The following is a 21480-nucleotide window of genomic DNA, read 5'->3' on the forward strand; positions in this document are numbered from 1 at the left end:
ATTGTTCAAATACAAATTCTGGTATTTAATTTGCTGGTAATGTAACCAGCTCACACTCTGTTCACGTGAGAGCTACAATTATAATGTTCTCAGCAGTGTAGGGCAGAGGAATGGACAATGAAACAATGGGGATTACTGATAGCAATCTGTTTTGCCTTAACGGGTTGTAGTACCAAGTTTGTTTATAACAACATGGATTGGTTATTGGTTGAGTATCTGGAAGACTTCGTAGAGCTCAATGACGAGCAGGAAGAATTGGTGAGTGAGAAAATCGAGTTGCTCAGTGATTGGCACAGAAGAGAGGAAATCCCGAATTATATAGAGCATCTCGACCAGTTGATCGAGCTTGATCCTAAATCCTTTACAGAGGAAGACCTCAAAACCCAAGAGAAGCTATTTCAAGAGCACACGAAAAGACTCGTTGGCCAAATCGCTCCGGAAGTATTTGCTTTAGCTCGAGAGCTATCTGATGAACAAGCTGAGGAGTTAATGGATAATATACGTGTTCGTCATACCCGTTATAAAAAGAAATATCAGACGCTATCTGAAGATGAAATTCGAGCAAACTATCAAGACAAGATCTCGGAGAACTTTGATGATTGGTTAGGCTCGCTGACATCTGAACAAGAACATATGATTGAGGAATGGGCAGATCAGCTTGTGGTTACTTCTTACGATTGGATTGATCACCAAACGAAAATGCGTATAGAAATGAATACGCTACTGACTAATCGTATGCAGACGGGATATTTTCAACCACACTTCCAACAACTGATGTTTAATCCTGCCAGCTTTTATTCAGCCGAGTTAGAAGAAAAAATAGACTACAACAAAGCAATAGCGGATAAGTATTTGGTTAAAATCATTAACTCTGTCACCAACAGGCAAACCGCGCATTACCGTCAAGAATTACGTGATTGGCGAAATATCGCAATGGATATTCAGTAGCAGGAAGTTTGTTTTTAAGAGGCATCAAAGGGGCAAAATATTTGCCCCTTTAAGTTTACCTTGGTTCTGAATATCGCTACATTGGATTAATAATTCTCAACTTAATCAAAAGATGGAATGGATTCTATTGTTTATTGCCGGTGTGCTTGGCGGCATTCTTAACAGTGTCGCGGGCGGAGGGAGTTTCATCACTTTTCCGAGTTTGTTGTTTGTGGGCGTTCCCTCCATTGTCGCCAATGCAACGAACACATTCGCTGTTTGTGCCGGGTATGTGAGTGGGGCTTATGGGTTTAGGCAGGACATAGGTAAAGACCCTAAAATCATATCCTTTACAGTGATCCTGAGCCTAATTGGTGGAGCGTTAGGCGCTTATCTTCTATTGAGCATTTCGGAGTCTTTGTTTCTTGAAGCCATTCCTTGGTTATTATTGGTTGCCACATTGATATTTCTATTTGGTTATAAGGTTAGTGAGTGGTCAGGAAAAATCGCTCAAGGTGCTTGTTTGCATCCAATGTGGTCAATTGTGGCGCTGGCGGCATGCCTAATCTTGGTCTCAGCTTATGGTGGATTTTTTAATGCTGGTTTAGGGGTGATCGTGTTGAGTTATCTGGTTTCAGCGGGATACAAAGACATCAATCAGATGAACGGCCTTAAGCTTCTTATCTCTTCCTGTGTGTCTCTGACCGCCATTTTAGTTTTTGTTATTGATGATTCCATTGACTGGTCGCGTGGGGGTACCGTTATGCTCGGGACGCTTCTAGGTGGATATGTTGCGGCTCGGGTATCGCGTAATGTACCTCAACACTACATTAAAGGTTTCGTAGCGTTATCGAGTATCGTGATGACCGTGTATTTCTTCTGTGACGTTTACCTAATATGAGTAATGTTCAGCTTATATTTGTGCAGATTCCCGTTGATGTATGTTGCCCAAATGAGGATGTTGTGAATCATATAGTGAGAGTCTTTGATAACTATTTAGGTTAATTTTTGTCCGTTAATGCCACAATGACTGTGTAGAAAAAGCGCGCTCTACCTACCTCACCTTTTCCCTTCCCTTTCTTTTCTCTTGGTAGGAGGAGTTATGGACAGAAAACTAGGTCGTGTGATGTCAGGCAGCAGAATGATAACATTTATTGCTTTTCTGGCGGCAACCTTTGCCTGGATTTTGAAGATGCCAGCTTTGTTCACCGTTTCAGTGGTAGCGTTGATCGCCAGTGGCATGTTGTATTGGAATGACAAACTTAAAGAAAGCGACAAACACGAAGAAGCCTGACAGTAAAAGAGCGCCCTAGGGCGCTCTTTATGTTTAGAAGAAACCGAGTGGGTTAACGTCGTAGCTAATAAGTAAGTTTTTGGTGTTCTGGTAGTGATCCAGCATCATCTTGTGCGTCTCACGGCCAATACCTGACTTCTTATAACCACCGAAGGCAGCGTGCGCTGGGTAAGCATGGTAACAGTTCACCCAAATACGACCCGCTTCGATGTTGCGACCCATGCGGTAGGCTAGATTGGCATCTCGCGTCCAGACACCTGCGCCTAAGCCATATTCGGTATCGTTCGCAATGGCCAGCGCTTCGGCTTCATCCTTAAACTTAGTAATGGCAATGACTGGGCCAAAGATTTCTTCCTGGAAGACACGCATCTTATTGTTGCCTTCAAGAAGCGTTGGCTGAATGTAGTAACCCGATTCGATATCGTCTTTTTGCTGAGCGACTTCACCACCGAACACAACTTTCGCGCCTTCTTGGCGGCCTATCTCTAGGTAGCTCAGGATCTTGTCAAATTGTTCCTGAGAAGCTTGTGCACCTACCTGAGTGTCAGTATCTAGCGGATTACCTTGCTGGATGCTCTTAGCACGTTCGGCCACTTTGGCGATGAACTTGTCGTACACGGACTCATGCACCAATACACGTGAAGGGCAGGTACAGACTTCGCCTTGGTTGAAGAAGGCCAATAGCGTACCTTCGATACACTTCTCCAAGTATTCGTCTTCATGGTCGAAGATGTCCGGGAAATAGATGTTAGGTGACTTACCGCCCAGTTCCACAGTTGAAGGAATTAGGCTATCGGCTGCACATTTAAGAATGTGGTTACCGACTTGAGTCGAGCCTGTGAAAGCGATCTTGGCAATACGGTTACTGGTGGCAAGCGCTTGGCCTGCTTCACTACCAAATCCGTTGACGACGTTTACCACGCCTGCTGGAATCAAATCACCGATCTTTTCCATCAAAAGCAAGATAGAAGTTGGGGTTTGCTCAGCCGGTTTCAAAATCACACAGCAACCTGCCGCGAGCGCTGGAGCCAGTTTCCAAGCTGCCATCAGCATAGGGAAGTTCCATGGAATGATCTGGCCGACAACACCAATAGGTTCAGGGAAATGGTAGCTCGCGGTATTCACATCAAGCTCGGCAGCGCTGCCTTCTTGAGCGCGGATACAGCCCGCAAAGTAGCGGAAATGGTCGACTACAAGAGGAAGATCCGCTGCAAGAGTTTCACGCACTGGTTTGCCGTTTTCCCATGTTTCTGCCACGGCAAGCTCTTCAAGGTGCTGCTCAATGCGATCGGCAATCTTGAGGAGAATATTGGAACGCTCTGTTACACTCGTGGCTGACCAGTTCGCTCTGACATTATGAGCCGCATCAAGTGCCAGGTTGATGTCTGCTTCACCTGAACGAGCAACTTTACAGTAAGCTTGCCCATTGACTGGTGAAGTGTTGTCAAAGTATTCGCCAGACACAGGTTTCACCCACTCTCCACCAATGTAGTTGTCGTAATGGGTTTTGAAGTTAACCACCGAATCCTGACTGCCTGGTTGTGCGTAAATCATAGAAATATCCTTATTATTTTCTCGTTCAAGTTATGTTTGAAGCTGTCACTAACAGGTGAACACTTCAGTTACCATTCATCTAACTAACGCAAATCACAGACCAATTGTTAAAAACTTGTTGTGAATTTGTTCTGGCGCTAGAGTGTTCAAGGCTTAGGCTGTGTTGTTTTAAACGCATGGCGATGGAATGGGGTGTTAACAAAATGTTCACCTGTTCCAAAATGGCACACCCCAAATGCTCAAGAGTGGAACAGGTATGGAATTACAAACCCATCAACCAGACAGCTGGCTCATGTCCTCATGGCAGAGAAGTACTAATGCGGGTCTCAAACAGATAAAGAAACCTGAAGACATTAACGTGTCCAACGCATTGCTCAAAGAGCGACGTTATAAGGCTCAAGGCGTGATTGAAGCTGTGGAGCAGTGCGCTTTGCCTTTGTTTAATCAAGTTCTTTCTCGAACAGATAGCCGGTTGATTTTGACGGATGATGAAGGGGTCATTCTTGCGAGTTGGGGGCAGGAAAGATTCCGAGAAAAGTTGATGTCGATAGCGCTGGATTCAGGCAGTTGCTGGCAGGAAAGGCTAAAAGGGACGAATGCGATTGGAACTGCACTGTTCGAAAAGAAAGCAGTGTCTATTATTGGTGAGCAGCACTTTATCAAACAGCATCGCTTCATTAGTTGCTCGGCGAGCCCGCTCTTTAACTATCGTGGTGAACTGGTTGGCATTCTCGATATTACTAGTGAACAAAGCAAACATGATGTGACGACGCAGCTGTTGGTCCAGAACATGGTGCAGCTGATTGAAAACTACCTGTTGACGCAAATCCCTGAGGGAGTATTGCAAATCAACCTTGCGCATAATGAATCAGTTTTGAAGAGTGGTTGGCAAGGCATAGTGATTGCTGATGAAAATGGTCAGGTGGTGGCACACAATCAGGTTGCCACTCAACTTATCCCTAAGGCAGCACTTGTCGGAGAGCATGTCGAGAGCCTTCTCAAGCAGCCAGAGCAGAACGCGCAGTTCGTCTTTGAAAAACGAACCTTAAGCCAGAAGCCGGTCCAGAAAAAATGGCTCAGCGTATCAAGTGAGCTTCACTATGGTGATCACCAAGTGGAACAAGCGTGGCAGCAGGCAAATAAAGTGTTGGGTTGTGATATTAGTCTGTTAATTCTCGGAGAAACGGGGGTTGGTAAAGGTGAATTCGTTAAAGCGCTACACAAACACAGTGCTCGATGTAAGCAGCCGCTTGTCACCGTTAATTGCGGGGCATTACCTAAAGATTTGATTGAATCTGAGCTATTTGGTCATGCGTCTGGAGCGTTCACCGGGGCGAGTAAGCACGGCTATTCAGGGCGGGTGAGACAGGCGGATAAAGGCATCTTATTTCTGGATGAAATCGGGGAAATGCCGCTTGATACGCAGTGCCGTTTGCTATCTGTCCTGCAAGACAAAGTGGTTATGCCTGTGGGTTCGGCTCAATCCTATCAAGTGGACATTCAGGTAATTGCCGCAACGCATCAGGATTTAAACCAACTGGTCGCTCAGGGACGCTTTAGGGAGGATCTCTATTATCGATTGAATGGCTTAGTGATTACTTTACCTTCACTGTATCAGCGCGAAGACAAAGCCGCGTTGATTCGGGCAATTCACGCAAAACACCAACAAAACTCTCAGCAAATCTCGGCGTCGCTAATGCAGTTATTGCTCAATTATCGTTGGCCAGGCAATCTGAGAGAGTTGGATAACCTTCTCAAAGTCACCAGCTTGATTGCTAGCGATGTAGAAGAAATCAGTATTGAGCATGTGCCTACTCACTTTGCCCAGCCATTGTTAGAAAACACTCCGGTGCAAAGTGAAGTGGCAGAACAGGACTTGAAATCAACACTTAATAGCACATTGGTCGACACCTACCATGCGCATAACGGAAATGTCAGCAAGGTGTCCCGAGTGCTGGGAATCAGCCGGAACACCGTTTATCGAAAGCTCAAAGTATTGGGGTTGATCAAAACTAAATGATGGTCTGGTGTGAAATCTCGGGATGATAAAGGGGCTGGATGACGTGACCTTCCGGATCGCGGCAATGGAAGCTTCTCGCACCATCGCTGTGATCATGAGGCGCGTCGAGCAGTGTGACTCCTTTCTCTTGCATGAACTCATACCAATGATGGAGCTCATCTTTAGTTCTAACAATAAAACCAAAGTGATCGACGCTGATGGGCGAGCATACCCGTTGTGAGTGGGCGCGACCAAGTGAGAGGTTATCGCAGCCGTTAGTCAGGTAAACCAGATTATCACTTGCTCGTCTCAACACTGACATGCCCATGATGTCAGTGTAAAAAGCCTCACACTCTTCGAATTTCTGAACCACTAAAGCAATATGTCTCATGCCATTAAATGGAGCAGGTCTGTCCATAATTACACTTCCTTGTATTTTATTTTAAATTAAATTGTATACAATAAAGTAATTGTTTTGCAATGATGATGAACATTATCAAGGAAGGTAACTAATTATGTACTGCATAATCCTCTCCAATCGAGTAAAAAAAGGTAGGGAAGAAGACTACATCACTATCATGAATGAAAACGCCAAAGTGTCCTGTCAGAATGAATTGGGTTGTGTACAATTTGACGTAATCAGAGATCTTAACGACCCGCAGCTCTTCCATCTGTACGAGATTTATCAAAGCCAAGAAGCTTTGACTGTGCACAAACAAACTGAGCACTATCTGGCAAGTCGAGTTCAGTTAGCTGATATAGTGGTTGAACAGTCAGTCATTCGTGCGGATGTCGTAGCAAAAAACTCGAAATAACAATCAAAAGGAAACAATGTGATGATTTGGAAAGTCTATCTTAGCGGTGAAATTCATACCGATTGGCGCGAGCGTATTGTGGAAGGTGCTCAGAAGTTGGATTTGAATATTGAATTCTATTCTGCGAATACCGACCACGACTCCAGCGATGCAGCGGGTGACGTACTTAGAGAGAATGAATCAGGCTTTTGGCGTGACCACCAATCGTCCAAAGTCAACGCCATTCGAACGTCTACTCTTATCAAACAGTGTGATATTGGCGTGGTGCGCTTTGGTGATAAATATCGCCAGTGGAATGCCGCATTTGATGCAGGCATGTTAGCGGCACTTGATAAGCCGTATATAACGCTTCACGATGAGTCTTTGATTCACCCGCTTAAAGAGGTCGATGCTGCGGCAATGGCGTGGGCGGAATCACCAGAGCATGTCGTTGAGCTCCTAAAATACGTTACGAGTCAGAATTAAAAAAAGAGCGCCAAAACGGGCGCTCTTTTTACTGAAACCTAGCCTTTACAGTCCGCCCTGTTGCTGCGCCTGTTTTACTAATGCCTGACGTTGAGCTTCCTTAGTTTTTACCACTTCACTTTCCTTTTTCGCTTTAGCTTCTTCAATAGAAAGAACAAAGACAAAGTACTTATTAATAGTCATTTCAAGAACCTCAATTTAGATTGTTATAAACCATCCAGGTTAAGCTATTCACCAATGCCGTTGTGAGAACTCACACGACTCCTTGTTGTAGGTTTCAAAAAATAGAGGATGCGAGCTAGGCTAACATCCTCCATAACGTCTTAATTGTAGTAGGAGTTTCGGGTATTACAAAATACCGTACTAAGCCCCTTTAAGCAGATTTATACGTCGTAAGTAGTAGACGCTGTGTCGCCGCCTGTACCAGTCCAGTTTGTGTGGAAGAACTCACCACGTGGACGGTCAGTACGCTCGTAAGTGTGAGCACCGAAGTAGTCACGTTGAGCTTGAAGTAGGTTAGCTGGCAGACGCGCTGTAGTGTAACCATCTAGGAATGACAGTGCAGAGATAGTACAAGGCATTGGGATACCTGCTTCTAGCGACTTAGCCGCGACTTTACGCCATGCGCTTAGGCTGTTTTGTAGGATGCCTTTGAAGTAGTCATCTGAACCTAGGAATGCGATATCTGGGTTCGCTTCGTACGCATCACGGATGTTACCTAGGAATGCAGAGCGGATGATACAACCACCACGCCACATTAGCGCTACGTTACCGTAGTTTAGGTCCCAGCCGTTCTCGTTAGATGCTTCGCGCATTAGCATGAAGCCTTGAGCGTAAGAGATGATCTTAGAAGCTAGAAGAGCTTGGCGAAGTGCATCAACCCACTCTTGCTTGTCACCTTCAACTGGCGTGATTGTCTTGCCGAATAGAGATTCCGCTTCAACACGTTGATCTTTTAGTGCAGATAGGCAACGAGAGAATACAGATTCAGAGATTAGCGTCAGTGGAATACCTAGGTCTAGCGCGTTGATACCTGTCCATTTACCTGTACCTTTTTGGCCGGCAGTGTCTAGGATCTTCTCTACTAGTGGCTCACCGTCTTCATCTTTGTAGCCAAGGATGTCCGCTGTGATTTCGACTAGGTAGCTGTCTAGCTCAGTCTTGTTCCAGTCAGCGAATACTGCCTGCATTTCGTCTGCAGACATACCCAGGCCATCTTTCATGAACTGGTACGCTTCAGTGATTAGCTGCATGTCGCCGTATTCGATGCCGTTGTGAACCATCTTAACGAAGTGACCAGCACCGTCGTTACCAACCCAGTCACAACAAGGTTCGCCAGCGTCAGTTTTTGCAGAGATACCTTGGAAGATAGGCTTAACCGCTTCCCAAGCTTCAACCGCGCCACCTGGCATGATTGAAGGACCGAAACGTGCACCTTCTTCACCACCAGATACACCAGTGCCGATGAAGTGGATGCCTTTCTCACGAAGCGCTGCAACACGACGGTTTGTATCTGGGTAGTTAGTGTTACCGCCGTCGATTATGATGTCGCCTTTGTCTAGCAGAGGTACAAGAGCTTCAATGAACTTGTCAACGACGTCGCCCGCGCGAACCATTAGCATCACTTTACGTGGCGCTTCTAGCTTCTCAACTAGCTCTTCCAGAGAGTAAGCACCAACGATGTTAGTGCCTTTTGCTGGGCCTTCTAGGAATTCGTCTACTTTCGCAGCAGTACGGTTGTGAGCAACCACTTTAAAGCCGTGATCGTTCATGTTCAGGATAAGGTTTTGACCCATTACCGCTAGGCCAATTACACCGATATCACCTTTCATTATTTCTCTCCAATTTCTCTAAAAATGGACGCTCGCATTACGCGATTTTTGCTGCTGCGTCTGAATCTAAGTACCACTCGGTCTCACCAGCTTTAGACTGGATTTTCGCAGCTGGATATGGCAGCTCGCTTGCCGGAGTAGTATGAATTTCGTTTACGATGTCAACTTTGCCTGCACCAAGTACAAGATAGCTGATACGTTTAGCGGCTTCTAAAACTCTTGCCGTCTTAGAAACACGAATCTGGCCTGATTCAGGATGAGAAGCCAATACCGATAGGTTCTCGTCTTGATAATCAGTCTGGCCTGGGAATAGTGATGCTGTGTGTCCATCTGCACCGACGCCTAGCAGAATCCAATCGAAAACAGGTGTGCCGTTCTCAGTTGGAATCACATCTGCCATTTCTTTCGCGAAGCGCTCTGCTTCTGCTTTTGGCTCTTCTTCACCACGGATGCGGTGAATGTTGTCTGCTGGCAGTTCGACTTTGCTGAAAAGCAAAGTATTTGCTTCACCGAAGTTACTTTCAGCGTCATCAGGTGCGACGCAGCGCTCGTCACCCCACCAGAAGTGTAGGTTGTTCCACTGGATTGAGGTTGCGTATGTATCGGTTGATAGTAGCTTGAACAGCATCTTAGGTGTGCTGCCACCAGACAGTGAAATGTGAACAGGTCGACCTAGTTCGCTGAACGCTTTCATGTCGTTCGCTAAGCTCTCTACCACCTGTTCTGCTGTTGGGAAGATCTTATGGTTGATCATAGTTCGCAGTAGTCCGTATCTGTTAGGTTCTTACATGGGAAACGCCAAGCTCGGTTAGCGCGCTGAAGTAGATCATCCGCTTCTTTAGGGCCCCATGTACCACAGGCATAGCCAAATAGCGCTTGTGGGTCTTGTTTAAAGTCGAGAATTGGCTGAACGTATTGCCAGCAGGCTTCAACCGCATCAGTACGCGCAAATAGGGTAGCATCGCCATTTAAAGCATCAAGTAGTAAACGCTCATACGCGGTTAGCATCTGAGTCTCTTCCAAATCATTGTAAGAGAAGTTCATTTTCACTTCTTTGGCTTTAAAGCCAGCACCTGGTTCCTTAAGGCCAAAGCTCATCTGGATGCCTTCGTCCGGTTGGATACGAATGATGAGCTTGTTTTCAGGTGCATTTTGACCAAACACTGGATGCGGTGTGTTCTTAAAGTGGATAACCACTTCTGTTACGCGTGTTGGCAATCGTTTACCAGTACGTACATAGAATGGTACGCCGTTCCAGCGCCAATTGTTAATGTACGCTTTCAAGCCGATGTAGGTTTCAGTTCGTGAATCGTCAGCGACGCCATTCTCTTCACGGTAACCAATAAGGTGCTCCCCACGAACGTCAGAAGCCGTGTATTGACCAAGCACTAGGTCATTACGCAGTGCTTCTTCATCTAAGGGCTTAAGACATTGCAGTACTTTGACGACTTCATCACGCATAGAGTCAGCATTGATCTGTGCTGGTGGCTCCATCCCTACCATGGCGAGGACTTGCAGTAAGTGATTCTGGAACATATCACGCACCGCACCAGAGCCATCGTAGTAGCCGCCACGTTCTTCGACGCCTAAGAATTCCGCCCCTGTGATTTCAACGTAATCAATGAAGTTGCGGTTCCAGAGCGGCTCAAACATTGCGTTAGAAAAGCGGAAAACCAATAAATTTTGAACCGTTTCTTTACCTAAGTAGTGGTCGATACGGTAGATTTGATGCTCTTGGAAGTGTTCGTGAATTTCTTTATCGAGCTTTTGTGCTGATTCAAGATCATAGCCAAATGGTTTTTCGATGATTAGACGTTTCCAACCTTCATCTTCATTATTTAAACCATGGGCTGCGAGACTGGCTGGAATCACACTATATAAACTCGGTGGTGTTGCTAAATAGAATAGAGTGTTGCGCTGTTCGAAGTTGTATTGCTCCGACAATTGGTCAAGACGGGTAACCAGTTTGCTGTAGTCTGCGGTTTCAGAGGTGTTGATCGCTTGGTAGTGCAGGTGGTTAATGAATGCATCTAGCGTTGCAGGCTCAGTTTTTTCCATTTCCTGAAGTGAGTGCTTCAGTTTTTCGCGGTAAGACTCATCGCTGTATTCGGTGCGGCTAACGCCTAGAATAGCGAAGTTTTCTGGAAGCTGCTTACTCGCATAAAGGTGGTATAAAGCAGGGATCAACTTACGATAGGTTAAGTCGCCCGAAGCACCAAAAATAACGATGCTGCTGTTTTCTGGTATTACCATCATCTTTCCCTTAGAAACGAGGTAGTTATCATGTGCCGTCAATGCTGGCGACTCGAAGAGCCAACCCTATCAACGGGACTTCAAAATTGATAATTGGTGATGTCTATTAGTTTGATAGCCAAAACCTTAACCTTCTTGAGCTATAGAGATAAATCTCAATTCGGCAGCGTATTGTCTATGAGTCTTTGATATACATCAACCTTTGTGAAGGCAATCGATTAAATATTGATTAATAATAATGTTAGGTCATTGATTATATATAACTTATTGGGAATGGTGAGAAGAACTCCTGTATGGAGTTAAAACTCTAATTTTAAGACATTATTGCAAGGTTTCTTGCTGCGTTAGAACAAGGTTTTCAGATGCGCTTTGACGGTTTGGATGTGTTCTTCACGCTCAACGGGAACGATCTGCTCTGGCGCTAAAAACTTCTCAGCGTAACTTTGATCGATTTCATGCTCTAAGAATAATAAATAGAGCTTAGGATCAATATGGCCTGAGGTTGCCATGTGCGTCATGATATTGAGTGACTCAGCGAGGCTTTTGGCTTTTTTGTAAGGTCTATCGCTGGATGTGAGGGCCTCAAAAACATCGGCAATAGCCATAACTCGAGCGGGGATAGAGAGTTGTTCTTCACTGAGACCTCTGGGGTAGCCTTTGCCATCCATACGTTCATGGTGTCCGCCTGCAATTTCTGGGATGTTTTTGAGGTGTTCTGGGTAAGGCAGACGGCCAAGCATGGTAATGGTTTGAATGATGTGATCGTTGACGATAAATCGTTCTTCATCGTTTAGCGTGCCATAGCGAATAGAAAGGTTATATAGCTCACCGCGGTTGTATTTAAGTTTTCCTGGTTGAAGGACAAAGTTCTCTTTCCAAACATCTTGCGGGCTTTCGCCCTGAGTCCATGGGATTTGATGAACTGGCTTATCACCTAATAAGGGCTCCATAACGGGTAATGCAGCGGGTTCGCCCGCTCGTTGTTTTTCGACCCAAGAAACACCGGCTTGATCGTCTAAGGTGCGTTTCCATTGTCTTTGAGCGATAGTCTTAAGACGTTCAATGGCCGATTCTTCCATCTGCTCACTGCCGACATTGCAGTTAGCAATAAACTGAAACTCTTCGTCTAAGGTTCTATGTGTTTCCTTCAACGTATGCTTTAATTCGGTCGCACTGCCGCCATTATACAGCCCTTGCCAGTAGTCAACTTCAGCTTGTGTTTTAAGGAGCTCAAAGCGCATTCGAATTTCATGGATACGGTCATAAATGGTTTCGAGTTTGGTCGCTTTATCGATGACATATTCTGGTGTTGTCACTTTGCCACAGTCATGCAGCCATGCGGCTAAATGTAGCTCTTCCCATTGCTTTTTATCCATTTCAAACTGGGGGAAATAATGGTCATCATCCTGAGCAACCTGAGTGAGCATTTTAGTCAGCTCTGGGACGCGCTGACAGTGGCTACCTGTATATGGAGACTTGGTATCTATTGATGAGGCAATCAGCTCGATAAACGCATTCAGCATATCTTTTTGCTGTTGCATTTGATCAATGTTTTCCTTGGCGATTTCTGCAAAGCTTAACAACTCTTTGAGGAAAGCGTGTTTATCACTCTGCTCCTTGGTGATGGCTCTTTCGTAACCGAGTAGCAGAATACCCACTAGTTGTTTGTCCCGATTAAGTAGCGGGAAGAAGTAAATATCAGAGTTGTAGAAAATATCCTTATGTGGGCTGAGAGCGTTATCACTTCGGTTGAGGTGCACGATTTCACCTCGGCGTAAATCTGTTTCTAACCAAGCGGTTTCAGTCAGAAACTCATTCAGCTCAATTTTAAAAGGAATAATGGCGTGGTTTGCGGCCATGTCGAAGGTATTTTTCTTATCAGAGTGCGTGTACAGAATGATGGTTTCGGCTCGTGTGACAAGGTAACTTTGGTGAGTGATGGTTTTTGCTAAGAGAGAGAAATCCTGATTACTTGCTGTCTCTCTGAGTAATCTCAGCAGATCATGCAGAGTATGCTCCATCAGTTCGATGGATTCCGTAAGATTTGCGACCTCATTGATAACACTCTTAGGATAGCGAGTTTTTTTGAAATCGAAGCGTGCAATGTTATCTGTTAGCAGCACCAAGTTTTGTAATGGTGTCGCCAGTCTGTTGGCAACAATCCAGACCACAATAAAACTCAGTGCGAGCATCGCCATTGCGACCGTGATTTGCCTGTCGCGCATGGAAAGAAGATTCATTAGTAAATCTTCCTGTGGTGTAGCTTCTGCCAATAAAAGACGCACGTGTTCGTTGAGCACAACAGGGGTGAGTGTCACTGACCAGTTTTTACCGTCATGGACGACGGGCTCGTAGAGAGTTTGACTACTATGGCGGTCTAAGATAGGGGCAAACAAGCTGTCTTCAAGCTGTGTCTGTATTTGGTCCTTCTCTTGAGTTAGGTCGACATTCGTCTGGTGCTGGGCGAGTACTCGGAACTGGTTGTCAAACAGGATCAGTTTCGTTTTGTCGGAAAAGCCTATCTCACTAAGTTGTTGTGATAGAGAAGAAAGTGTGAAATCCGCCGCTACGACTTTTCCTCCATCCGCAGAGCGGCGCGATAAAGTCACGCCGTTGGTTTTGAGAAAGTAAAAAAAATATGGCTCAGTGAGGCGAATATCGCCATCTGGGTCTGCATTTACGAACCACGGCCTCACTCTAGGATCAAATTCATTATCATGGGTCTTTTTGTAGCCGACCTTTCTATGTTTACTGTCTAAAAAGTGAAACTCATTTAAGCCACTTGGCTTAGTAAAGTTAATCATCATGCTGGCTGTCGGTGGCGCCCTGAATCGTTCTCGTGTTTTATCATCACGAAGCGAACGAAGCATGGTGAACTCACCTTGTTCATTGGCATAGAAAAGCGCTACCACACCTTGATTTCTTTTGAATATTAAATCTAACGACGAAAGGAATCGTTTAGCCTTAACCGGGGCTTGTCGTTGATCAATGGCTGCGCTGAGAGCCATAAAGTCTAGAGTAGTAAGGATTGGTCCTGCTCGCACCTTGAAAGTTGACTCGAGCTTACGGCTATTTTCGCTACTCAGCTCTTTGGCGCTGACGGTGAGTAGCTCTTGAGAGTGGCGATAACTTATGGCAATGAGCACAGTACCGACTAAAGTCGTCAGGACTAAAAATAAGCTCGTAATATGGATACTTAACGAATAGCGACGTTTCTTCATGTATCACCCAATAACAAATCACTTATTAAGTATTGGTCAATATGCGAATCATGCAAAAATTGTCGTTAATTTAGTGATAGGGCAGTCGTTAGTTTTATGATTTATAAAGGTAATATATCACTGAATCGACTATAACTATTAGAGGTGTAATTGAGGGAAGAAACGGGATGTTAACATTAAACTATCAGATAGAAGTGGCGGCAACGCCAAGCGTTATCTGGAAAGTGCTCACAGAGGTGGAGCTGTATTCACAATGGGCAAGGGCATTTTCACCCCAATCTCAATTTGAAGGTGAGTGGTTAGAAGGGAGTCATGTCTCGTTTTTTGACCCTGAATTAGGTGGGACAAGAGCGGTGATAGATCGGATCGAAGAGCACAAAGTAATTGAATATCATCATATTGCAATCTTTAACCCGGAGCATATCCAAGATATAGACAGTGACTCGGCCAAAAAGTGGATTGGTAGTAAAGAAAGCTATCAGATTACACCTCTGGAAAACTCAGTATTACTGAAAGTGACAATTGAAACTCATCCTGATTTTGTCAGCATGTTCAATAGTGGCTGGCAAAAAGCGTTACCATTGATAAAAGTAATATGTGAGCAACAGAAGCCGTAGGCTGGTAAAGTAGATCAAATTTTTACGAGACTTAGGTAAATTGTCTTTATGAAGCTTGTTGTTGATACTCATACTCATACGTATGCCAGTGGTCATGCTTATAGCACCTTGATTGAGAATGCTCGATTGGCGAAGAAAAATGGCCTACACATGTTTTGTACCACTGATCACGCTGAATCTATGCCGGGAGCTCCCCATTACTGGTTCTTCTCAAATCAACGGGTGCTGCCTCGATTCATTGAAGGCGTTGCGGTGATTCGTGGTGTTGAATCCAATATCCTCAACATTCAAGGTGAAGTCGATATCCATTCTTCTACAGAGGCCAATCTTGATTGGGCTATCGCCAGCTTCCATGAGCCTGTATTTCGTCCCTCTAGTAAAGAAGTGCACACTGAAGCCCTCATCAATACTATTCGCAGCGGTCGAGTTGATGCTCTGGGGCATCTAGGTAATCCGAACTTCGACTTTGATTTTGAATCGGTTCTAGCGTGTGCCAGAGAGCACAACGTAGCAATCGAAATCAACAACACCACATTGAAAGGCAACAGCAGACTGGGAAGTGTTGAACGTTGCTACGAAATCGCCAAGATTGGTAAAAAACTTGGAGTGTATTTTACCACGGGTAGTGATGCTCATTTCTGCCAGGATGTTGGTAATCTCAGTTTAGTGTCTGATTTGATGGATGATGTCGGTATCGACAGTGCGCGGGTTATCACGTATTCTGCTCGCCAATTCCTCAATTTCCTTGAACTACGTGGTCGAGCACCTATCGAGGATTACGTCAATTTATAAGTTGATACAATTTTCATCTCAAGTGTGCTGACTGAATTCAGTACACTTTCCCCTCCTATTCCAAGATAAGAACAATACAATGAGAAAGTTAATTCCAGCTTTGGCACTGATGGTATCGGTACAGGCTTTTGCGTCGGATTTCGACCTGAAAGCAACAATGAAGCAAATGAAAGTTGAATTTAAACACGCTGCTGAAGCAACTGAAATTACCGAAATGAAGACAGCGGTGACTAACCTGTCTGAACTGGTAGAGCAGTCAAAGCGTGGTGACTACCCACCAGAAAAGTTTGATGTCTACTTTGAAGGCTTCAATAAGCTATCGGGTGCGCTTGATAAAGTAGAAGCGCAATTGGACGCTGGCGATATGGCGTCGGCAAAAGAGTCTTTACGTCAGGTCGATGAGCTTCGCATTGAATATCACGACAAACGTAACCCAAGCATTTGGAGTAAGCTATTCGGCTAAATTGATGTTTGATTTGGACTGTTGCTGAATTGTGCCTGCAAGAAGGGTAGAAGTAACAGTCCAATAACCGCTGAGCAGATCGAAATGGTGACGAAAAAACCAGTCCAGTGGAAATGCTCCATGATGATAGCCATAGGGTAGCCTGCCAAGGCTGCTCCCATGTAAGCAAATAACCCGACAAAGCCTGTCGCCGCACCCGCTGAATCTTTGTGCGAACACTCTGCTGCGGCCATACCAATCAGCATTTGTGGTCCAAACACAAAGAATCCAATGGCAAAAAATCCAGCGGCCTGAAAAGCAAAATTCGTCACTGGCATTAGCCATAAAGCGGCCACTGATAAGAAAACTCCCATCGCAAAAATCAGGTTCATTGGGCCACGATTTCCACCGAACAATTTATCTGAGCCCCAACCCGCAACCAAAGAACCGATAAAGCCACCGATTTCAAACAAGGATAAAGCGGCATTTGCGTTGATCAAATCGAAGCCGTGCTGCTCGGTAAGATAAAGGTTACCCCAGTCATTGACTGCTGTTCGAACGATGTACACCAGCACGTAGCTAAATGCCAGCAACCAAATATATTTGTTGTTTAGGACATAGGTACGTAGAATTTGGTGGGGTTTCAGACCAATACCATCGTTCTCTTGTGCCAGCTCAAGCTTGTCGTTTTTCCATCGGCCAATGGTGGGTAACCCCATGGTGATCGGTTTGTCTCTCAGTCTCCAGCAAAGGAACAGTCCGATGATGACACCAATAATCCCCGGAATAACAAAGCCTTCTCGCCAGCTGTAATGCAGCACCATATAACCGACCACAAGAGGGATTAAGGCTCCGCCAACGTTATGAGCGGTATTCCAGATAGCCCAGAAGAAGCCGCGTTCAGAGCGTGAATACCATGTCGTCAGCAGTTTTGAACAGGAAGGCCAACCCCAGCCCTGAAACCAGGCATTGAGCACCCAAAGCGTGAACAGCGCATAGAGTGAGCTGGATAAGCCAAACAGAATGTTAATGATGCCCGTTGCAATTAATCCAAGCCCCATGAAGTAGCGCGGATTAGAGCGATCGGAAACGATGCCGGAAATGAACTTAGACAAGCCGTAGGTCAAGTAGAAGAACGTGCCCATCAAACCTATGTCACTTTTATCTAAACCTAAGTCTGCGATCAAAGCAGGTGTCGCATAGTTAAAAGTCTTGCGGGTGAAGTAAAAGCCGGCATAGCCGAGATACATACCGACCATGATATGCAGTCGCCAGTACTGGTAAGTCGATTTCACCTCGTGGGTAGTGTGATTAGGTTGAGCGATAGAGTCGGACATAAGCTACACCTCAAATCCCCGGTAGTTCGACACGGATAGAAGTACCATGCTGATCTGATTCATGCTGGCTATGGCTGCGAATATTAAATCGCCCACCGAGTGCTTGCACACGCTCTTGCATACCTTTTAAACCAAAGCCTTTTTGGCTGTCCTGTAGCTTGAATCCAATACCGTTGTCTTGAATCTTGAGCTCGATTTCGTCTCCCAGTTTGATATCAATCTCTAAACGGCTTGCCTGAGCGTATTTCTGTGCATTGTTAAGAGCTTCCTGACATATCCGATACAAGGTCGCACTGGTCGCATCGCTTAATGTAGATACATGCCCACCTTCTAGCTTGAACGAGACTTCAACGCCTTGCTGCTCAAACTCCATTTCGCGAACTAACTGTTGCAGAGCTTCGACCAGATCAAGATCATCCAGTGCCTTGGGTCTGAGGCGAGTCAACAGCCCTTTAGTAGTGTCATAAACATTCAGTGATAAAGATTCGATGGTGGTGGCGCAATTGGCACTCATCTTTGGATTTTCGACTCGTTTAATGATGCTGGCTTGGGTGCGGATAGCAGTAATATTTTGGCCTATTTCATCATGTAGTTCGCGTGCGACCTCCTGACGTACGGACTCTTCCGCTTTGACGAGCTGGCGCGATAAATTCTGGTTGCGGCTTAATTCATGGCGTAATTTTTGGTTTAAATCTCGCTGGCGCTGTACAGCGACGCCTAGCAATATCCCCGTTAGTGTTTGTGCTGTAATTGATAGTAGAAGGTCGGTGATTTCAAGTTGAGAAACCCCACTACGTGCTGCGATCAAAGCAATACTGTTGAGTAAGGTACCCAGCATAGCGCCTTGCCAGCCATAACGAAAAGCCAGCAGGATAATGGGGATTGCCAAACAAAACGGGGCAAAACGTCGCAATTCATCGGGTAGTCCTATTTGCAGGGCAATACTGACAGAGAAAAGGGCGATAAATAGGATAATCGGCTTTATATTGAATTGAATCGGCTGACTGATCAAATTGGAGGTTAGAGGTAACCAAGTACTTTGAAACAGGTAGTTCCAGACCAGATAGCAGGTCGGGACCAGCATGAGTCCACCAGTGACACTAACCAGCCAAACTAAGCTGGTTGACTCAACGTGACTACTCACAGCAGCAACATTGATCAGCGACGACACAATAATCACAGCCGCTTGAACCAGCAATCGCTGAGATTGCGCACCATAGTTAAATCGTACCGCCATAGCGGTGACTGGAATACTGGCGGCACTGGCAGCTAAAACGGTAAGCCATTGAGGCTGGTCTAACAATAGCGCAAGAGATATCGTTAGCAGCCATTCTGCTGCATAAATTGCAGGCCAATGCTTCTTGGCTGTATGTAATGTCACGCCCAGTCGCAAGGCGAAGGGGAAAAAGAGAATTGCCAGCTCAGCATCATTAACGAAGTAATAAGAAATGACCCATAAGCAAAACCAACTACACAGGGTAATAAACCAAGCACAGACAGAAGTGATTAGGTAGTTGCGCATTAGAGCGGGATTTCCTGACTGAACAGCTTAGCCAATTCAACATTGTTTTTGACCGCGAGTTTGTCCATCGCATTGGCACGATGGACGTGAACCGTCTTATGGCTCAGGCCGAGCTGGTTGGCCACTAACTTTACATCCATCCCCGTCGCGAGCAGTTCACAGACTTGTTTCTCCCGCTTAGTTAGCTGGCTTAATGAAGCGGTTGCTGCTTTAGGAGAGGCCAACTTCAATGCAATTTCTGGGGTTAAATAGCAGCCGCCAGTGGATGCGGTTCGCACAGCTTGAACCAGCTCTTCCGGGCTACATCGTTTAGTCAAATACCCAAGAGCCCCTGCTTCAAGCGCTTTTTCTACCATCGCTGGCGAGTCATGGACACTCAGCATGACGCAGGCGATGCCAGAGGGGAGCGACTCAAGTAAACTCAGTCCACTTTCATCAGGCATTGATATATCGGTAATGCACACATTAGCCCCGCTGCCTGGCAAGCCTTGTTTGGCATCGGACACAGAGTTGAATTCACCAACAACGTTAATGTCACTTTCCAAGCTTAGAAGCTGGGCGAAACCGGATCGGACGATGACGTGATCATCAACGAGAGCAACATTAATCATGGCAGTTATCCAAAGCAAGGCAGAATGCGGGGTAAGGTACCGTTAAGTGTACCAATAGGCAAATAGCGTTTGGAACTAAAAAAAGCGCTATCTATATCTCTCTGATTCAGGCAGAACAGCGAGTATTAGATAACGCTAACTGGGGGTATTAAGCGTTTACTTGAGCGAGTTTTTTCTTAGCTTTACGAATCTTCTTCTCTTCAGCAATGGCGACGAAAGCAAGTAAGCCGATACAGATAGCCGCAGAAGTATCCAGTGCAGCAAAAGTGCCTTGCCAACCCGTTAGGCCAAAAATAGGCGTGCCATCTGCAATCATACCCAGACCAAGTTTCGCGAAGCTATCACCAATCAGGTACGCAAATGTGCCTTTCACACCGTCAGCAACACTGATGGCTTTCTTCGGTACAAAGCCAACGGCTGCAACGCCAATCAGCAACTGAGGACCAAATACAAGGAAGCCTAATACGAACAGTGACGCTAGGTACATGAATTCGCTGGTGGCATGTTGGTAGAACTCGAGTGACACAATAATCAAGCCAAGTGATACACAAGCAACAAGCGCACGGCGACCGTTAGCCAAGTCTGACAAGTAACCCCACATTAATGTGCCGACCAGAGCGCCCACTTCGAATAAGGTGAAACCAGAAATTGCCGCTTCTTTAGATAGACCAAGCTCTTGGTAGGCATAAACCGTTGACCATTGATCGATACCAATACGAACGATATAAAGGAAAATATTGGCGAAACACAGTAGCCAGATCACTTTGTTTTTCAGGACATATTCAACAAAGATTTCTCGCTTAGACATTTGCTGCTCTTCCGCGGCATTGTCCTCTTCACTAACAGCTTCATCGAACAGCTCCTCCACTTTACCTAAGCCGTAGGCCTCTGGAGAGTCGCTACCAAAACGCATCCCGATAAAACCTACAATCAGAGCGATGATAGATGGGAAGATGAACATACCAATCACGTGACCATCGAATAGGTAATTCGCGCCAAATAGAGCGACACCTGCAGCGCCCGCACCACCAACGTTGTGCGACATGTTCCACAGACCAAGGTATGAACCGCGCTTGTTACGTGGTGTCCATTTGGTGATGGTTGAGTAGCTAGAAGGGCCGCCCGTACTCTGGAAGAAACCACTTAACGCGTAAAACGCAATCATGAGGAATAGGCTGATGCTACCGCCTCCCATGCTCATACTGAAACCTAGCATGGCAAGGCCTGAAAGGATCAACATGAATGGCAGAAACTGCTTGGTGTTTTTGCCATCGGCATAATAAGACACCACAGTTTTACCAATGCCGTAAGTAATAGAGAAGCCAAGGCCGATCATACCTAACTCGGTCATTGATAGACCGTAAGTGGAGATCATATCGTTCTGAGCGATATTGAAGTTCTTACGGATCAGGTACATGGTCATGTAGCCAATGAATACAACTAAGTAAGATTGTAAAAAGGGTTTAAACCACATTTTTCGGCGAACTTCGACTGGCAGGTCCAGCGTTGGTTTGCGCACTTGTTCTAGAAATTTCAACATAGTGAATCCTTAGAGCCCAGCTTAGCCCGTTGGGCAAAGCAAATAAAAAATTAGGTTGATTTAGCTGACAGGCAGTCAGGAGTAAATCGATGGCGCTAAGTGTATTCATCGTGGTGCGTTGTGGCTTGAGAGATGCTCCTAGGCGGATTAGGAAAATTTCCTAGATCGAGTTGGTTAGTGAGTGTTTCGTGAATAGTGTCACATGATTGATTGGACTCGTTTCGGTTAGTTATTGTTCTTTTTGTAGAAAAGTTATGAC

20 protein-coding genes are annotated in these 21480 nt (G+C 45.5%); 9 read left to right on the forward strand and 11 right to left on the reverse strand.

The window, feature by feature from the left end:
- The first annotated feature begins 117 nt into the window (after positions 1-117).
- The 3 genes from L1D31_RS05720 to L1D31_RS05730 all read left to right on the forward strand — a co-directional run bounded on the left by L1D31_RS05720 (position 118) and on the right by L1D31_RS05730 (position 2221).
- Positions 118-948 (forward strand): DUF6279 family lipoprotein, encoded by an 831-nt coding sequence (locus L1D31_RS05720; protein ID WP_239836088.1) that lies wholly within the window; start codon positions 118-120, stop codon positions 946-948.
- Between the two features lie 112 nt (positions 949-1060).
- Entirely contained in the window at positions 1061-1828 is a 768-nt protein-coding gene (locus L1D31_RS05725) for a sulfite exporter TauE/SafE family protein (RefSeq protein WP_239836089.1), read from the forward strand.
- A 201-nt stretch (positions 1829-2029) separates the two neighbouring features.
- Positions 2030-2221, forward strand: coding sequence for a hypothetical protein (locus L1D31_RS05730; RefSeq protein WP_239836090.1), 192 nt, complete (start codon positions 2030-2032; stop codon positions 2219-2221).
- A 33-nt stretch (positions 2222-2254) separates the two neighbouring features.
- On the opposite strand, the gene L1D31_RS05735 is transcribed toward L1D31_RS05730, so the two are convergent.
- On the reverse strand, positions 2255-3775 hold the full coding sequence (locus L1D31_RS05735; RefSeq protein ID WP_239836091.1) for an aldehyde dehydrogenase family protein: 1521 nt from the start codon (positions 3773-3775) through the stop codon (positions 2255-2257).
- A 256-nt stretch (positions 3776-4031) separates the two neighbouring features.
- Here L1D31_RS05735 and L1D31_RS05740 point away from each other — a divergent pair, with 256 nt between their 5' ends.
- Entirely contained in the window at positions 4032-5795 is a 1764-nt protein-coding gene (locus tag L1D31_RS05740; protein WP_239836092.1) for a sigma-54-dependent Fis family transcriptional regulator, read from the forward strand.
- On the opposite strand, the gene L1D31_RS05745 is transcribed toward L1D31_RS05740, so the two are convergent.
- On the reverse strand, positions 5788-6192 hold the full coding sequence (locus L1D31_RS05745) for a VOC family protein (protein WP_229629164.1): 405 nt from the start codon (positions 6190-6192) through the stop codon (positions 5788-5790). The two genes, L1D31_RS05740 and L1D31_RS05745, sit on opposite strands and share 8 nt — an antisense overlap.
- Positions 6193-6289: 97 nt before the next feature.
- Between L1D31_RS05745 and L1D31_RS05750 the strand changes: the two genes are divergently transcribed.
- Both L1D31_RS05750 and L1D31_RS05755 read left to right on the forward strand, forming a co-directional pair.
- Positions 6290-6589, forward strand: a complete 300-nt coding sequence (locus L1D31_RS05750; protein ID WP_239836093.1) for a putative quinol monooxygenase — start codon at positions 6290-6292, stop codon at positions 6587-6589.
- A gap of 21 nt (positions 6590-6610) precedes the next feature.
- On the forward strand, positions 6611-7054 hold the full coding sequence (locus L1D31_RS05755) for a YtoQ family protein (RefSeq protein ID WP_006961278.1): 444 nt from the start codon (positions 6611-6613) through the stop codon (positions 7052-7054).
- A 45-nt stretch (positions 7055-7099) separates the two neighbouring features.
- Here L1D31_RS05755 and L1D31_RS05760 read toward each other — a convergent pair whose 3' ends face one another.
- The 5 genes from L1D31_RS05760 to L1D31_RS05780 all read right to left on the reverse strand — a co-directional run bounded on the left by L1D31_RS05760 (position 7100) and on the right by L1D31_RS05780 (position 14360).
- The gene (locus tag L1D31_RS05760; protein WP_239836094.1) at positions 7100-7237 is read right to left on the reverse strand and encodes a hypothetical protein; all 138 of its coding nucleotides are present in this window, start codon (positions 7235-7237) and stop codon (positions 7100-7102) included.
- A 200-nt stretch (positions 7238-7437) separates the two neighbouring features.
- Positions 7438-8886: a decarboxylating NADP(+)-dependent phosphogluconate dehydrogenase gene (gene gnd, locus L1D31_RS05765; protein WP_198562046.1), complete on the reverse strand. Its 1449-nt coding sequence runs from the start codon at positions 8884-8886 to the stop codon at positions 7438-7440.
- Positions 8887-8923: 37 nt separating this feature from the next.
- Entirely contained in the window at positions 8924-9640 is a 717-nt protein-coding gene (gene pgl / locus L1D31_RS05770) for a 6-phosphogluconolactonase (protein ID WP_239836095.1), read from the reverse strand.
- Positions 9637-11139, reverse strand: coding sequence for a glucose-6-phosphate dehydrogenase (gene zwf, locus L1D31_RS05775; protein ID WP_239836392.1), 1503 nt, complete (start codon positions 11137-11139; stop codon positions 9637-9639). The genes pgl and zwf overlap by 4 nt, the downstream gene beginning before the upstream one ends.
- 344 nt (positions 11140-11483) lie before the next feature.
- Entirely contained in the window at positions 11484-14360 is a 2877-nt protein-coding gene (locus L1D31_RS05780) for an HD domain-containing phosphohydrolase (protein ID WP_239836096.1), read from the reverse strand.
- Positions 14361-14527: 167 nt separating this feature from the next.
- Between L1D31_RS05780 and L1D31_RS05785 the strand changes: the two genes are divergently transcribed.
- From L1D31_RS05785 to L1D31_RS05795, 3 genes are all read left to right on the forward strand, one after another.
- The gene (locus L1D31_RS05785; protein WP_239836097.1) at positions 14528-14977 is read left to right on the forward strand and encodes an SRPBCC domain-containing protein; all 450 of its coding nucleotides are present in this window, start codon (positions 14528-14530) and stop codon (positions 14975-14977) included.
- A gap of 48 nt (positions 14978-15025) precedes the next feature.
- Positions 15026-15769 (forward strand): phosphatase, encoded by a 744-nt coding sequence (locus tag L1D31_RS05790; RefSeq protein ID WP_239836098.1) that lies wholly within the window; start codon positions 15026-15028, stop codon positions 15767-15769.
- Between the two features lie 79 nt (positions 15770-15848).
- Positions 15849-16232, forward strand: a complete 384-nt coding sequence (locus L1D31_RS05795) for a cytochrome b562 (RefSeq protein ID WP_239836099.1) — start codon at positions 15849-15851, stop codon at positions 16230-16232.
- On the opposite strand, the gene L1D31_RS05800 is transcribed toward L1D31_RS05795, so the two are convergent.
- The 4 genes from L1D31_RS05800 to uhpT all read right to left on the reverse strand — a co-directional run bounded on the left by L1D31_RS05800 (position 16229) and on the right by uhpT (position 21221).
- Positions 16229-17548 (reverse strand): MFS transporter, encoded by a 1320-nt coding sequence (locus tag L1D31_RS05800; RefSeq protein WP_239836100.1) that lies wholly within the window; start codon positions 17546-17548, stop codon positions 16229-16231. The genes L1D31_RS05795 and L1D31_RS05800 overlap by 4 nt on opposite strands.
- Positions 17549-17558: 10 nt before the next feature.
- Entirely contained in the window at positions 17559-19070 is a 1512-nt protein-coding gene (gene uhpB / locus L1D31_RS05805; protein ID WP_239836101.1) for a signal transduction histidine-protein kinase/phosphatase UhpB, read from the reverse strand.
- Positions 19070-19681 carry a transcriptional regulator UhpA gene (gene uhpA / locus L1D31_RS05810; protein WP_239836102.1) on the reverse strand — a complete coding sequence of 204 codons (612 nt, stop codon included), beginning with the start codon at positions 19679-19681 and terminating at the stop codon, positions 19070-19072. Before uhpA ends, uhpB begins: the two co-directional genes overlap by 1 nt.
- A 148-nt stretch (positions 19682-19829) precedes the next feature.
- Positions 19830-21221 carry a hexose-6-phosphate:phosphate antiporter gene (gene uhpT, locus L1D31_RS05815; RefSeq protein ID WP_019275811.1) on the reverse strand — a complete coding sequence of 464 codons (1392 nt, stop codon included), beginning with the start codon at positions 21219-21221 and terminating at the stop codon, positions 19830-19832.
- Between the last annotated feature and the right edge of the window lie 259 nt (positions 21222-21480).

Source organism: Vibrio sp. Isolate23 (genome assembly GCF_022398095.1).
GTDB lineage: Bacteria > Pseudomonadota > Gammaproteobacteria > Enterobacterales > Vibrionaceae > Vibrio > Vibrio coralliilyticus_A.